Raw genomic sequence first — 14,240 nt, 5'->3', positions numbered from 1 at the left:
GCAATCGACCTGTGATTATGAAATCCACTCCACATTTGCCGCCCTTTTCGGCACCTTTGCCCTCCGGGCGGTTGCGCCGAATCACCCACGATGGGATCGTCCGCGCGGGAGACACCGAAAATCTGGGAGCTTCACCATGCGCCGCCTTATCGCCGCAGCATGCCTCTTTGGCATGACCCTCACCGCCCCCGCCGCCATGGCCCAGGGGCAGCCGCCGCTGCGCTGCGCCGTGGACGGCACCTTCGCGCCGCATGCCTTCCCGACGCTTCAGGGCGGCGTGCAGGGCTTCAACATCGACCTGTTCCGTGAGGCGGCGAAGCGCATGGGGCGCGAGCTGACCGTGGACAGCGCCAGCTTCTCCGGCCTGATCCCGGCCATGAATGCCGGCCGCTACGACTTCCTCTGCGCGCCGACCACGGCGACCGCGGAACGCGCGGCGAATATGCTGTTCACCGAGGGCTATCTCTACACCGCCTTCCAGTTCGGCATCCGCCGCGGCAGCGCGCCGATCCGCAGCATGGACGACCTGCGCGGCAAGGCGATCAGCGTGAACAAGGGCAGCGCCTATGACGCCTGGGCGGCGGCCAATGCGGCGCGCTACGGCTTCACCGTGCAGACCTACGACACGCAGACCGATGCGGTGCAGGCTGTGATCTCCGGCCGCGCCTATGCCAATCTCGGCGGCAACACCGTGGTGCGCTACGCCGCGACCCGCGCGCCGCAATTCGTCGCCGACTTCGTGATGACGGATACCCGCGCGCATTGGTCCGCGCCGCTGCCGATGGCCGCCACGGCGCTGCGCGTGCAGTTGGAGAACGCGCTGGAATGCATGAAGAAGGACGGCACCATCGCCCGCCTGTCGCAGCAGTGGTTCGGCGTGGCCCCGGCGGCGGATGATGCGGAGAACACCGTGTTCCCCGGCACCGGCGTGCCCGGCCTGGCCGGCTACGACGCCACGCCGCGCGAGCCGAGCTGCTGATTTTCCGACCTTGGATGGCTTGAGTCCATGACGGGTTGGGAGGCCTTTGCCTTCAACTTCCTCAACCCCCGGATCGCCGCGGAATACGCGCCGGCGATCATCGCGGGGTTGGGGGTCACCATCCTGCTGGCGGTGCTCATCATCGCCAGCGGACTCGTGCTCGGCCTGGCGCTGGCGGTGCTGCGGGCCTTCGCCATCAGGCCGCTGAACTGGGCCATCATCTTCGTGGTGGATGTGTTCCGGGCGCTGCCGCCGCTGGTCATCATCGTGCTGATCTATTTCGGCCTGCCCGCCGCGGGGCTTTCCATGTCCGGCTTCTGGGCCACCTGGCTGGCGCTCACCCTGGTACTGATGGCCTTCTCCGAGGAGATCTTCTGGGCCGGCATTTCGGCCGTGCCGCAGGGGCAGTGGGAGGCAGGGCGCGCCATGGGGCTGCATTTCCTGCCGACACTGCGGCTGATCGTGTTGCCGCAGGCGGTGCGCATCGCCATCCCGCCGCTGGTCAACCGCACCATCGCCATCACCAAGGGCACGGCGCTGGGCAGCGTCGTCGCGGTTTCCGAAATCCTCGGCGCGGCGCAATCCGGCATGGCCTTCTCCGGCAATCCGACGCCGCTGACGCTCGGGGCACTGGCCTATATCGTGCTGTTCATCCCGGTGGTGATGGCCGGCCGCTGGATCGAGACCCGATTCGCGTGGCGCCGATGAGCGATTTCGTCCAGGCCTTCCTCAACGCCGAGATCGCCCTCGCCTCCTCCCACCTGCTGTGGATCGGGCTGGTGCAGACCATGCTGCTGGCGCTGATGACGGTGCCGCTCGGCATGGTCGCAGGGCTGCTGATGGCGGTGCTGTCGACACGGAAGACTCGCTGGGTGCGCTGGCCGCTGGTCGCCTTCATCGACTTCTTCCGCGCCATCCCGCCGCTGGTGCTGCTGATCTTCCTCTATGCCGCCTTGCCCTTTGGCGGCATCGACCTCGGCGCCTGGGGCTCCGTGGCGCTCGCCTTCCTGCTGAACACGGGCGCCTATTACGCCGAGATCCTGCGCGCGGGGATCGAGAGCGTGCCGAAGGGCCAGCCGGAGGCAGCACGCGCGCTGGGCCTGCGGCCCTGGCAGGTGTGGATTTTCGTGGTGCTGCCGCAGGCGGTGCGCAACGTGCTGCCCGACCTGATCAGCAACACATTGGAGGTGGTGAAGCTGACCTCCATCGCCAGCGTCGTCGCGGTGCCCGAACTGCTGTACCAGGCCCGCCAGGCACAGAGCATCACCTACAATGCCACGCCGATCATGGTCGCGGCGGTGATCTACTTCCTGCTGCTCTGGCCCTGCGTGCGGCTGCTGTCGCGGCTGGAGAACCGGCAGATCGCCGGGCGCCGGTAGCGCCCGCCGGTATCAGTTCAGCGCGGCCAGCCTGCTGCGCAGCCGCGCCACCTCATCAGGCGACAGTTGCGCGCAGAGCCGGCTGACCACCTCCGGCAGGTCCTTCGCCTCCTCCGTCGCCTTGCGCAGCATGACACCCGCGGTCGGGCCGAACATGACGGCCAGTTCCTTCGTCAGCCGCGCGGCGACGGTGACGGGAAGCTGGTAGCCGGGCGCCGGCGCTGCCTGTGGTGCCGCCGCCAGCGGCAGGATACGCGTCGCCTCCTCCTCCGCCTGCAAGGCGAGGCGCAGGGCGGCGGCGAATTCGGTGGCGGAGGCGAAGCGCCGCGCCACATCCTTCTCAAGGCCACGCCGCAGCACCAGGCCCAGGGCGCTGCCTTCCAGCGGACCCAGCTTGGCCGGCTCCGCCCCGCCCAGCCGCACCAGCGTGTCCGTGATGCCCGACCCGCCGAAGGGGGTGCGGCCGAGCAGGATCTGGTAGAGCACGGCGGCGATGGAGAAGAGATCGGTGCGATGGTCCACCGCCTTGCCCAGCGCCTGTTCCGGGGACATGTAGCTGGGTGACCCCACAAGCCCGCCGACCAGGGTCATCGTCGAATCGCCGAGCCGGGCGATGCCGAAATCGGTGATCTTCACCGCGCCGCGCGGCGTGACCATGATATTGCCCGGCTTGATGTCCCGGTGGACCACGCCCACCGCATGCGCCGCGGCCAGGCCTTCCAGCACCTGCAGAAGCAGCCAGGACAGGTCCGGCAAACCCGCCTGCCGTTCGGCCGGCGGCTGACGCATCAGGGTGGACAGGGTGACGCCCGGCACGAACTCCATGACGATGTAGGGAACCTTATCGTCATCGGAGAAATCATAGACGCTGACGATGGCCGGATGCGCGCATTGCGCGGCGGCGCGGACCTCGGTGCGGAAGCGCTCCAGGAACTCCGCGCGCCCATCCGGACCGGCGAGGTCCATGTTGATGACCTTCACCGCCACCATGCGGTCGATCAGCGGGTCCACCGCCAGATAGACCTTGCCCATGGCGCCCGCGCCAAGTTCCTCGATCGGCTGGTAGCGCCCGAAGGCGGTCGGGAGGGGCGGGTCTTGCATGATCGCACTCATGCATCGAGCATCTTCATGGCTTCTTCCAGGCTGCGCCGCATCCTTTGAAAGGCGCGACCCAGCGCCCCGGTTTCATTGCAACCCGCCAATACGAGGTTCTCCTCCACGGGTCGGCCAGGGCCGGCTGCGGTGGCGACGCGGACGATAGGTCCGATCGGATTAAGGATCACGAACCGCGGCAGTAGGTTCAGGACCAGGAACAAGCCAGCAAGCATCGCCAGCAGCTCCGCGAGGACGGAAGCCCGTCGCCGCTTCAAGCGCCACAGCCAGGGCTATCGCGCAGGGACCCGCAGGCGCCGGCTAAATCCGGCGTTCAGGCGGCCTCCGGCAGCCCACCCGCCGCCACGACGATGCGCAGATGGTGGTCGACATCGCCGAACAGCCCGGCGAGCATGGTCAGGCGCTTGAAGTAGTGGCCGGCCTTGTATTCGTCGGTCACGGCGATGCCGCCATGCAGCTGGATGGCGTCCTTGCCGAGCTGGTCGGCATTCTTCGCCACCAGCGCTTTGGCGGCGGAAAGTGCCACGCGGCGGGCGGTGGGGTCGGCTTCCTGCACCATCATCGCCGCATACATTGCCATGCTGCGCGCCTGTTCGGTGGCGACCAGCATGTCCGCGGCGCGGTGCTGCAACGCCTGGAAATTGCCGATCGGCTGGCCGAACTGGCTGCGCTGCTTCAGGTAGTCCACCGTCAGGTCGCGCAGCACGTCCATGGCGCCCAGCGCCTCCGCGCAGATCGCCGCCTGGGCCTCGTCCACCACCTGTTCGATCAGCGGCAGCGCGGCGCCTTCCGGGCCGAGCAGGGCCTCGGCGGGGACGGAGACATTCTCCATCACCACCTCCGCCGCGCGCAGCCCATCCTGCGTCGCATAGCCCCGGCGGGTGACGCCGGGGGTGGTGGGGTCGAGCAGGAACAGGCTGATGCCATCCCGGTCGCGCCGGCCGCCGGCCGTGCGGGCGGAGACGATCAGGCGATCCGCGCTGTCGCCATGCAGCACCACGCCCTTGGCACCGTTCAGCACATAGCCATCGCCGTCGCGGGTCGCGGAGGTGGCGACGTCGAACAGGTCGTGCCGGGCCTGGCGTTCCTGATGCGCGAAGGCGAGCGTGAGGCTGCCCTCGGCGATCGCCGGGATCAGCGCGGCACGCTGTTCGGCGCTGCCGGCGCGCTTCAACAGCCCGCCGCCGAGCACCACCGTGGCGAGATAGGGTTCCACCACCAGCCCGCGGCCGAACTGCTCGCAGACCAGCATGGTCTCCACCGGCCCGCCGCCGAAGCCGCCGTCTTCTTCCGCGAAGGGCAGGCCGAGCAGCCCCATTTCGGCGAATTTCTGCCAATTGGCCTCGTCATAGCCGCGCGGCTCCGCGCGATAGGTCTTGCGCTGCTCGAAGTCGTCATAGGCATCCGCGACAAGGCGGCGGATGCTGTCGGAGAGCATGCGCTGCTCGTCGGTCAGGTCGAAATCCATGCAGCCCTCACACCCATTCCATCTGTCCCGTGGCGCCGCGCCTTCGCGCGGCGAGGCCGCGAATGCGGCCCGCGGCCCCTGCCGCGCTCTTCAAAGGCCGAGAAAGGCCTTGGCAATGATGTTCCGCTGGATCTCGTTGGAACCGCCGTAGATCGAAACCTTGCGGTAGTTGAAGAACAGCGGTGCCGCCGCATCCGCCCAGTCCGGGCCGACGCTCGGCAGGTTCAGCCCCTCCTCGTCGCGATCCGGGCGCGGCATGGCATAGGGGCCGGCGACATCGACCAGCAATTGCGTCGAGGCCTGCTGGATCTCGCTGCCCTTGATCTTGAGGATGGAGGAGGAGGGGTCCGGCTTGTCGCTGGCCTTGCCGCGCTGCGCGGCGACGACGCGCATCTGCGTGATCTCCAGCGCCTTCAGCTCGATCTCGGACCAGGCGAGGCGGCGGCGGAAATCGGGGTCGTCCCAGACCGTCCCCTCCCCCGCCAGCGTCTCCCGCGCCAGGCGCTTCACGCGCGCCAGGCGTTCCTTGGTCATGCCGATGCGGGCGATGCCGATGCGTTCGTTGGAAAGAAGGAACTTCGCGTAGTCCCAGCCCTTGTTCAGCTCGCCGACCAGGTTCTCGGCGGGCACGCGGACCTCGTCGAAAAAGACCTCGTTCACCTCATGCCCGCCATCGATGGTGATGATCGGGCGCAGGGTGATGCCGGGGGTCTTCATGTCGATCAGGATGAAGGAAATGCCGGCCTGCTTCTTCACGCTGCTGTCCGTGCGCACCAGGCAGAAGATCCAGTCGGCATACTGGCCGAGCGTGGTCCAGGTCTTCTGGCCGTTGATGATGAATTCGTCACCCTCCCGCCGCGCCGTCGTCTTCAGCGAGGCGAGGTCGGAGCCAGCGCCCGGTTCGGAAAAACCCTGCGCCCACCAGATGTCGAGATTGGCGGTGGAGGGGAGGAATCGCTGCTTCTGCGCCTCCGACCCGAAGGTGGCGATGACGGGGCCGACCATGTTGACGTTGAAGCCGAGCGGCTGCGGCACGGCGGCGGCCTGCAATTCCTCGACATAGATGTAGCGCTGCACCGGCGTCCAATCCTGGCCGCCCCACTGCACGGGCCAGTTCGGCGTGGCCAGGCCCTTGGCATGCAGGATGCGCTGGCTGGTCACATAGTCCTCGCGGGCCAGGGCGCGGCCCTCGCTGACCTTGCGACGGATAGAGATCGGGATTTCGCTGCGGAAGAATTTGCGCAGCTCATCGCGGAAGGCGATTTCGTCGGGCGTGTAGCGGAGGTCCATGTGCCGATTCCTATCCCCGTGCCGCTTCTTCGTCGCGCAAGGCGCTGGCCAACAACTTGCCCGCCGCGCTGCGCGGCAGGACATCCCGGAATTCCAAAGCCGCGGGCATCTCATGCTTGCCGACGCGGTCGGCCAGAAATGCGCGCAATTCCTCCAACGTGAAGGGGGCCGCGCCCGGCTTCAACGCACAGAACGCCTTGGCCGCCTGGCCGCGATAGGCATCCGGCACGCCGATCACCACGCATTCGGCCACCGCCGGATGTTCGTAGATGGCCTGTTCGATCGCCGCCGGATAGACGTTGAAGCCGCCGGACAGGATCATGTTCTTGCGGCGATCGACCAGGGTGAAATACCCCTGGGCATCCATCCAGCCGGTATCACCCGTCAGGAACCAGCCCTCCGCGAAGGCGGCCGCATTGTCATCGGGGCGGTTCCAGTAGCCGGAGAAGACGTTGGGGCCGCGGATGGTGATCTCGCCGATCTCGCCCACAGGCATTTCCCGGCTGGGATCGTCCAGCGCGACGATGCGCATTTCGATGCCCGGCAGCGGCAGGCCGATGATGCCGGCGCGCACCGGGCCATGCGGCGGAATGCGCGTGCCGGCCGGGCAGGTTTCCGTCATGCCCCAGCCGCCGCCGATCCGCAGCTTCAGGATGCGCTCGACTCGCTGCTGCACCTCCTGCGGCATCGGCGCGCCGCCGCTGCTGCACTGGCGCAGGCTGGAGAGGTCGCGCTGCTCGATCCCCGGAACGCCCGCAATGCCGATCCACATGGTCGGCACGCCGGAGAAGGTGGTGATGCGCAGCCGCTCCACATCCTCCACCCACTGTGCCGCATCGAAGCGCACGCGCAGATGGCACAGCGCGCCCTGCGCCAGTTGGCGCAGCAGCACGGCGGTGAGGGCAAAAATGTGGAACAGCGGCAGCAGCACCAGCACGCGCGCCGTGCCCTCCGGCAGATCGGTGTGGTCGCGCCAGGACTTGTAGATGGCGACGGCGGCGGTCAGGTTGCCATGCGTCAGCATCGCGCCCTTCGGCGTGCCGGTGGTGCCGCCGGTGTATTGCAGCAAGGCGAGGTCGTCGGGAGAAACCGCCGGCCATTCGTCGGGCGGCTCCGCTTCCGGGATGACGGCGAAATCACAGGCCGCGTCCTCCCCGCCCCACCGCGCCTCGGGCGCCAGCAGCACGTCGCGCACCGCGACTTCCGCGCGCAGCCATGCGGCGTTGGCGACCAGCGCCGGAAAGCCCGTGGTGATGAGCAGCTTGGCGCCGGAATCATGCGCCTTGTGCGCCAACTCCCGCTTCGCATCCAGGGCGGAGAAATGCACCACCCGCGCGCCGATGCGCAAAGCGGCGAAGAAGCAGAGGGGATGCCAGGGCGTGTTGGGCAGATACAGCGCGATGCAATCCCCCGGCCGGATGCCGCGCGCCAGCAATCCGGCGGCGATGCGGTCGGACAGCGCGCGCATCTGCCTGTAGCTCAGCACATGGCCGCGATATTCCAGCGCCGGCCTGTCGGTGAAGCGCTCCGCCACCTCGTCGAGCAATCCCGGCAGGGTGCCGCGCCGGATCGGCGCGTCCCAGCGGCATTCCGGCGGGTAGGACGCCTCCCAGGGGTGCATCTCAGTCGGCCTTCAGACTCGCAAAACCACGGCCTTCGGCGGCCAGCCGCCCGAGCAGGTCGGCGGGCAACAGCGTGTCGTCGCCCGTCGCTTCGGCGAAGGCCGCGAGCCGCGCCACCACATGCAGCAGGCCGACGGAATCCGCATAGTGCATCGGGCCGCCGCGCCAGGCGGGCCAGTTGTAGCCATGCAGCCAGACCACATCGATGTCGCCCGGCCGGGCGGCGATGCCTTCCTCCAGGATGCGCGCGCCCTCGTTCACCATCGGCAGCACCAGGCGGTCCAGGATCTCTTCCTGGCCAATCTCGCGCTGCTCGACACCTTCCTGCGCCGCGACGCGCCGGATCAGCGCGGTGACCTCGGGATCGACAACACCCGTCCGGCTGCCTTCGGGATAGAGGTAATAACCCTTGCGGGTCTTCTGGCCGAGGCGCTCCGCCTCCACCAGCGCATCGGCAACAGGCGCGCGCTTGCCCGTCGCGCGGCGGATGCGCCAGCCGATGTCGAGGCCGGCGAGATCGGCCATGGCAAAGGGCCCCATCCGGAAACCGAAATCGGTCAGCGCCTTGTCCACCTGCTCCGGCGTCGCCCCTTCCAGCAGCAGCCGCTCCGCCTGCTGGGTGCGACGGGCCAGCATGCGGTTGCCGACGAAGCCATGGCAGACGCCCACCACCACCGGCACTTTTGCAAGCTTGCGGCCGATCTCCGTGGCGGTGGCCAGGGCCTCGGGCGAGGTGTGCTTCGCGCGCACCACTTCCAGCAGCTTCATGACATTGGCCGGGGAGAAGAAGTGCATCCCCAGCACGTCCTGCGGCCGCGACGTCGCGGCGGCCATCTCGTCGATGTCGAGATAGGAGGTGTTGCTGGCCAGGATCGTCCCCGGCTTCGTCACCCGGTCGAGATGGCCGAAAATCTGCTTCTTGAGGCCCATCTCCTCGAAGACGGCTTCCACCACCAGGTCGGCATCGGCGGTGGCATCCAGCCCCACGGCACCGTCGATCAGCGCCAGCCGCGCGTCGCGCGTCTCCGCGCTCAGGCTGCCGCGCTTCACACTGCTGTCGTAGGTTCCGCGGATGCGCTCCATGCCACGGGCCAGCGCCGCCTCATCCGTCTCGATCACGCGGACGGGGATGCCCGCATTGGCGAAGCACATGGCGATGCCCGCGCCCATGGTGCCGCTGCCGAGCACCGCCGCGCGCGCCACCGGCCGCGGCTGCGTGCCCTTCGGCAGGCCGGCAATCCGGGCCGCCTCCCGTTCCGCGAAGAAGACATGGCGCAGCGCCTTGCTGCGCGGGTCGTCCAGCAGGCGCAGGAAGGCGGCGCGTTCGAAGGCCACCGCCTCCGCGAAGGGTTTCTCAAACGCCGCGCGGACGCAGGCGATGCAGTCGGCGATCTGCGGTTCGGTCGCGGCGCGCTTGGCCAGCGCGGCGGCTTCCTTCTCGAAGGCGTCGCGGTCGCCGAGGCCCTCATCGCGCGCCGAAACCGGCTGCGGCTTCGGCCGTGCCGCAAAGCCCCGCGCCGCCTGCACCAGGTCGCCCAGCACCACCGTATCGGCCAGCCCTGCGGCCACCGCCGCATCGGCGTCCAGCGGCTCCCCCGCCACCATCAGCCGCAACGCCGCAGCAGCCCCCATCAGCCGTGGCGCCCGCTGCGTGCCGCCGGAGCCCGGCAGCAGGCCCAGCTTCACCTCCGGCAGGCCCAGCTTTGCCTTCGGCCCCAGCACCCGCCAGGAGCACGCCATCGCCACTTCCAGCCCGCCGCCCAGCGCCGCCGCATGGATCGCCGCCACCACCGGCTTGGCCGCGCCATCCAGCGCCGCCACCAGCTCCGCCAAAGTGGGGGAGGCCGGCGGCTTGCCGAATTCGGAGATATCGGCCCCGGCGATGAAGGTGCGGCCCTCGGCGGCGATCACCAGGCCGGCGACGGCGGGATCCGCCTCCGCCCGCCGCACCGCGTCGAACAGCCCGGCGCGCAAAGCGGCCGACAGCGCATTGACCGGGGGGTTCGACAGCGTCGCCACCGCGATGCCGTCCACAACCTCATACCGCACCGGTTCCGCCATGCGCCTGCTCCCTCGATTGGCCAATCCTGTCCGCCATCCCCGCACCATGGTCAAGGCTCGGCTCGGGCGGCAGGATGGATGGCCAAAGGGAGACCCGGAATGTCGCTGCCCCCATTGCTGCAAACCCGCCTGCGCCTGCCCGCCATCGGCGCCCCGCTGTTCATCGTCTCGACGCCGGAACTCGTGATCGCGCAGTGCCGGGCCGGGATCGTCGGCAGCATCCCCTCCCTGAACGCCCGGCCGAAGGAAGCGCTGGACCCGATGCTGGCCGGCATCAGCGCGGCGCTGACCGAGGCCGATGCCCCCTTCGCGGTGAACCTGATCGTCCATGCCTCCAACGACCGGGTGGAGCATGACCTGGAGGTCTGCGCGCGGCATCGCGTGCCGATCATCATCACCTCGCTCCGCCCGCCCCAGGCGGTGGTGGACAAGGTGCATGGCTGGGGCGGGCTGGTGTTCCACGACGTCACCAACCTGCGCCATGCCCAGAAGGCGATCGAGGCCGGGGTGGATGGGCTGATCCTGGTGGCCGCCGGCGCCGGCGGCCATGCCGGCACGCTGTCGCCATTTGCCCTGGTGGCGGAGGTCCGACGCATCTTCGGCGGCACGCTGATCCTGTCCGGGTCGATCACCAACGGCGCGCAGATCCTGGCGGCGCAGGCGATGGGGGCGGACCTGGCCTATATGGGCACCCGCTTCATCGCCTCCGCCGAGGCCCAGGCGGCGGAGGGCTACAAGCGGATGATCCTGGAAGGCCAGGCGGCCGACATCCTCTACACGCCCTTCTTCACCGGCATTCCCGGCAACTACCTGAAGCCCAGCATCTCAGCGGCCGGGCTGGACCCGGAGGCACTGCCGGCGGTGGACAAGACCAGCGCCAATTTCGGCACCACCCGGGTCAAGCCCTGGAAGGATGTCTGGGGCGCCGGCCAGGGCATCGGCAGCATCACCGATGCGCCGCCGGCCGCCGAGATCGTGGCGCGGCTGCGCGCGGAATACGAAGCTGCCCGCGCGGCATTGACCCCCTCGGCACCCGGCGCCTAGCCTCCCCGCCTTCGCCGCAAGAGCGACAATGGAGGAGACGATGATGCATCGCCGCAGCCTGTTCCAGGCCGGGGCCGGGATGGCCATGGCCGGCCTCGCCGGACCCGCGATCGCCCAGCCCGCCCGCACCGCCACGCTGCGCTTCGTGCCGCAGGCCAACCTGACCGCGCTGGACCCGATCTGGACCAGCGCGATCGTCACGCAGATGCATGGCTACCACGTCTTCGACACGCTCTACGCCATGGATGCCCGGCTGCGGCCGCAGCCGCAGATGGCGGAGGGGCATGAGGTTTCGGCCGATGGCCGCACCTGGCGCATCAAGCTGCGGGAGGGGCTGAAATTCCACGATGGCTCGCCCGTGCGCGCCGCCGATTGCGCCGCATCGCTGGCCCGCTGGTCGAAGCGCGACCCCTTCGGCCAGATCCTGGCGGCCTCGGTCGACACTTGGCGCGGGGCGGATGACCGCACGCTGGAAATCCGTCTGAAGCGCCCCTTCCCGCTGCTGCTGGAGGCGCTGGCCAAGCCCGACGCCAATGTGCCCTTCATCATGCCGGAACGCCTGGCGACCACCGACGCCAATACACAGGTGTCGGAGGTGATGGGCAGCGGCCCCTATCGCTTCGTCGCCAATGAATTCGTCTCCGGCAGCCGCGTCGTCTATGCGAAGAACGAGGCCTATGTGCCGCGCCAGGAAGCGGCGAGCGGTGCGGCCGGCGGCAAGACCGCCCATTTCCCGCGCGTCGAATGGCATATCCTGCCGGACCCGGCGACGGCCGCCGCCGCCCTGCAGGCCGGCGAGGTGGACTGGCTGGACCAGCCGCTATCCGACCTGATCCCGACGCTCGTGCGCAACCGCAATATCGAGGTCGGCGTGCTGAATGAGGCCGGCATCCTCTCCATCATGCGGCTCAACCACCTGCAGGCACCCTTCAACAATCCGAAGGTGCGACAGGCCGTGGCGCTGGCGGTGAACCAGGAGGACTACATGCGCTCGACGCTCGGCGACGACCGCAGCGTCTGGCGCACCTGCCGCAGCCTGTTCCCCTGCGGCACCCCCTATGGCGTCGAGGATCTGTCGGAGTTGAACGCGCCGCCGCGCAACCTGGATCGCGCGCGCACCGCGCTCCAGGCGAGTGGCTACAATGGGGAGAAGGTGGTCATCATCAGCCCCACCGACTTCCCGCTGATCGGCCCGCATGGCCATGTGACGGCGGATGCGCTGCGGCGGATCGGTTTCAATGTGGAACTGTTGGAGACCGATTGGGGCACCGTGGTGCAGCGCCGCGTGCGGCAGGAACCGGTGGAGCGCGGCGGCTGGAGCATCTTCCACACCTATGGCTCCTCGCTCGCCTATCTCAACCCGGCGGTGTCGTCGCTGGTGAAGGGGCCGGGGGCGAATGGCTGGTTCGGCTGGTATGACAGCGCGAGGGCGCAGGAGCTGGTGCAGAACTGGCTCGATGCGCCGGATGCGGAACGGCAGCAGGCGCTGGCGAATGAGCTGAACAAGCTGGCGCAGGACGATGTGGCGACCATCCCGCTCGGCCAGTTCAACATCCGCAGCGCCTGGCGGAAGACCATCACGGGGCATCTGAAGGGCAGCATGCCTTATCCCTGGGGCGTGCGGCCGGTGTGAGAAAGATCTCACCCGGCTTGTCCTTCAACGGGATTTCCCTCGCGAAGGACGGCGGCTCCCTCTCCCCCCGACGGGGGGTTTGACGCATGCGTCAAAGACGGGGTGAGGGGGGCAACGGAGGCGTGAGGGCCGCATTGCGACGCGCTTTGCTTTATTTGGCTGCCGGAACGGGTCGCGAAGCCCCCCTCACCCAACCTTCGACGCATGCGTCAAACCCCCTGTCAGGGGGAGAGGGCTTTTCGCTGCACTTACGCCGCCGGCATCGCCTGGCTGAGCCGGCCGCCCAGGCGCAGCGGCTCGATGCGCTTGGCCAGGCCCGTCGCGTCGTCCGTTTCCACGAAGACGCCGCAGACCGTCGCCACGCCCTCGGCCGGCGCCAGCTTCTCGCCCGGCACCTTCTTCCAGAAGCGTAGCGCAGCGCCGCCCTTCTGCATGCCGATGACGCTGTCGTAATCGCCGCACATGCCGGCATCGGTCATGTAGCCGGTGCCGCCGACCAGGATCTGGTGGTCGGCGCTCGGCGTGTGGGTATGGGTTCCCACCACCAGCGAGACCTTGCCGTCGAAGCTGTGGCCCATGGCCAGTTTTTCCGAACTCGCCTCGGCATGGAAATCCACCAGGATCGCCTGCACCGTGCCGCCCGCGCCCATGCGATGCGATGCCAGGGCGGCCTGGACGCCGCGGAACGGGTCGTCCAGTGCATCCATGAACAGCCGCCCCATGGCCTGCACCACCAGCGCCTTCCGCCCATCCGGCAGGACGGCGACGAAGGCCCCCTTTCCCGGCGTGCCCGGCGGATAGTTCAACGGCCGGATCAGCCGGGGTTCCGTCTCGATATAGGAGAAGATCTCCTTGCGGTCCCAGGCGTGGTTGCCCAGCGTCAGCACATCGGCGCCGGCGGTGAACAGGGCGCGCGCCATTTCGGGGGCCAGGCCGAAGCCGTGGCTGGCGTTTTCCGCATTCACCACCACCAGGTCCAGCGTCAGGCGCTGGCGCAGTTCGGGGATGGCGGCTCCGGCGGCGTCGCGGCCGCTGCGGCCGACGAGGTCGCCGAGGAACAGGATTCTCAAACCGCGCGGGCTCCGCAGAAGATGACGCCGCCTTCCGTCGCGATGGCGGCCAGGGGAGCGTCGTCCACGCCCACGGGCACTTCGTCAACCTCCTGGCAGGCATAGGCGACGCCCACCGCCGTCGCGCCGGGCAGCGCGGCCAGCGTCCGGTCGTAATAGCCGCCGCCATAGCCGAGCCGGTGGCCGGCACGGTCGAAGGCCAGAAGCGGCACCAGCAGCCAGTCCGGCGTCAGCGGCGGTGCCTCCGGCCCCGGCTGGCTGGTGCCCATCGGCCCGCGCGCCAGGGCCTCGCCGGGCTGCCAGGCGCGGAAATGCAGGGGGTTGCCGCGCCGGGGGGTCACCGGCAGGGCGATGCGGTGGCCCTTCTCATGCAAGGCGTGCAGCAGCGGGCGGATGTCGATCTCGGCGCCCATCGGCCAGAATCCGGCGACGATGGCGCCGGGCGGCGGGGGGGCATCGCGCAGTAGGTGGGCGGCCAGCGCCGCGCCGAGAGTGGGATCGCAGGCGGCACGGCGGGCGAGTGCGGCCTTGCGGGCCTCGGCCTTGAGGCCTGCGAGGAGGTCGGGGCAGAGCATCATGGG

The 14,240-nt window shown here is 69.1% G+C and carries 13 protein-coding genes; 5 read left to right on the top strand and 8 right to left on the bottom strand.

What is annotated here, in order from left to right:
* Positions 1 to 172 precede the first annotated feature (172 nt).
* The 3 genes from JJQ90_RS14605 to JJQ90_RS14595 are packed head-to-tail and all read left to right on the top strand — an operon-like array spanning position 173 to position 2,358.
* Positions 173 to 979 carry a transporter substrate-binding domain-containing protein gene (locus tag JJQ90_RS14605; RefSeq protein ID WP_230410693.1) on the top strand — a complete coding sequence of 269 codons (807 nt, stop codon included), beginning with the start codon at positions 173 to 175 and terminating at the stop codon, positions 977 to 979.
* Between the two features lie 27 nt (positions 980 to 1,006).
* On the top strand, positions 1,007 to 1,687 hold the full coding sequence (locus JJQ90_RS14600) for an amino acid ABC transporter permease (protein ID WP_216876625.1): 681 nt from the start codon (positions 1,007 to 1,009) through the stop codon (positions 1,685 to 1,687).
* The gene (locus JJQ90_RS14595; protein WP_216876623.1) at positions 1,684 to 2,358 is read left to right on the top strand and encodes an amino acid ABC transporter permease; all 675 of its coding nucleotides are present in this window, start codon (positions 1,684 to 1,686) and stop codon (positions 2,356 to 2,358) included. The genes JJQ90_RS14600 and JJQ90_RS14595 overlap by 4 nt, the downstream gene beginning before the upstream one ends.
* Positions 2,359 to 2,370: 12 nt before the next feature.
* Here the strand turns inward: JJQ90_RS14595 and JJQ90_RS14590 are convergent, their stop codons facing one another.
* From JJQ90_RS14590 to JJQ90_RS14565, 6 genes are all read right to left on the bottom strand, one after another.
* Positions 2,371 to 3,459 (bottom strand): serine/threonine-protein kinase, encoded by a 1,089-nt coding sequence (locus JJQ90_RS14590; protein ID WP_216876621.1) that lies wholly within the window; start codon positions 3,457 to 3,459, stop codon positions 2,371 to 2,373.
* Between the two features lie 8 nt (positions 3,460 to 3,467).
* Complete coding sequence (locus tag JJQ90_RS14585) at positions 3,468 to 3,686, bottom strand: hypothetical protein (RefSeq protein WP_216876619.1); 219 nt, start codon at positions 3,684 to 3,686, stop codon at positions 3,468 to 3,470.
* Positions 3,687 to 3,784: 98 nt separating this feature from the next.
* The gene (locus tag JJQ90_RS14580) at positions 3,785 to 4,939 is read right to left on the bottom strand and encodes an acyl-CoA dehydrogenase family protein (protein ID WP_216876617.1); all 1,155 of its coding nucleotides are present in this window, start codon (positions 4,937 to 4,939) and stop codon (positions 3,785 to 3,787) included.
* Positions 4,940 to 5,029: 90 nt separating this feature from the next.
* The gene (locus tag JJQ90_RS14575; RefSeq protein WP_216876615.1) at positions 5,030 to 6,229 is read right to left on the bottom strand and encodes an acyl-CoA dehydrogenase family protein; all 1,200 of its coding nucleotides are present in this window, start codon (positions 6,227 to 6,229) and stop codon (positions 5,030 to 5,032) included.
* Between the two features lie 10 nt (positions 6,230 to 6,239).
* Positions 6,240 to 7,850: an AMP-binding protein gene (locus JJQ90_RS14570; protein ID WP_216876613.1), complete on the bottom strand. Its 1,611-nt coding sequence runs from the start codon at positions 7,848 to 7,850 to the stop codon at positions 6,240 to 6,242.
* 1 nt (position 7,851) lies between these two features.
* Complete coding sequence (locus JJQ90_RS14565) at positions 7,852 to 9,912, bottom strand: 3-hydroxyacyl-CoA dehydrogenase NAD-binding domain-containing protein (RefSeq protein ID WP_216876611.1); 2,061 nt, start codon at positions 9,910 to 9,912, stop codon at positions 7,852 to 7,854.
* Positions 9,913 to 10,011: 99 nt separating this feature from the next.
* On the opposite strand from JJQ90_RS14565, the gene JJQ90_RS14560 reads away from it, so the two are divergent.
* Together JJQ90_RS14560 and JJQ90_RS14555 are read left to right on the top strand one after the other, a co-directional pair.
* Complete coding sequence (locus JJQ90_RS14560) at positions 10,012 to 10,956, top strand: NAD(P)H-dependent flavin oxidoreductase (protein WP_216876609.1); 945 nt, start codon at positions 10,012 to 10,014, stop codon at positions 10,954 to 10,956.
* Positions 10,957 to 10,999: 43 nt separating this feature from the next.
* Positions 11,000 to 12,589, top strand: coding sequence for an ABC transporter substrate-binding protein (locus tag JJQ90_RS14555; RefSeq protein WP_216876607.1), 1,590 nt, complete (start codon positions 11,000 to 11,002; stop codon positions 12,587 to 12,589).
* A 248-nt stretch (positions 12,590 to 12,837) separates the two neighbouring features.
* Here the strand turns inward: JJQ90_RS14555 and JJQ90_RS14550 are convergent, their stop codons facing one another.
* Positions 12,838 to 13,659: a TIGR00282 family metallophosphoesterase gene (locus JJQ90_RS14550; RefSeq protein WP_216876605.1), complete on the bottom strand. Its 822-nt coding sequence runs from the start codon at positions 13,657 to 13,659 to the stop codon at positions 12,838 to 12,840.
* Positions 13,656 to 14,237 carry a 5-formyltetrahydrofolate cyclo-ligase gene (locus tag JJQ90_RS14545; protein ID WP_230410692.1) on the bottom strand — a complete coding sequence of 194 codons (582 nt, stop codon included), beginning with the start codon at positions 14,235 to 14,237 and terminating at the stop codon, positions 13,656 to 13,658. The genes JJQ90_RS14550 and JJQ90_RS14545 overlap by 4 nt, the downstream gene beginning before the upstream one ends.
* Positions 14,238 to 14,240: the final 3 nt, after the last annotated feature.

The sequence above is a fragment of the Falsiroseomonas oleicola genome (assembly GCF_019029495.1).
GTDB classification, from domain to species: domain Bacteria; phylum Pseudomonadota; class Alphaproteobacteria; order Acetobacterales; family Acetobacteraceae; genus Falsiroseomonas; species Falsiroseomonas oleicola.
The sequence above is the reverse complement of the archived record's forward strand: the minus strand, read 5'-3'. Positions and strand labels throughout refer to the sequence as shown.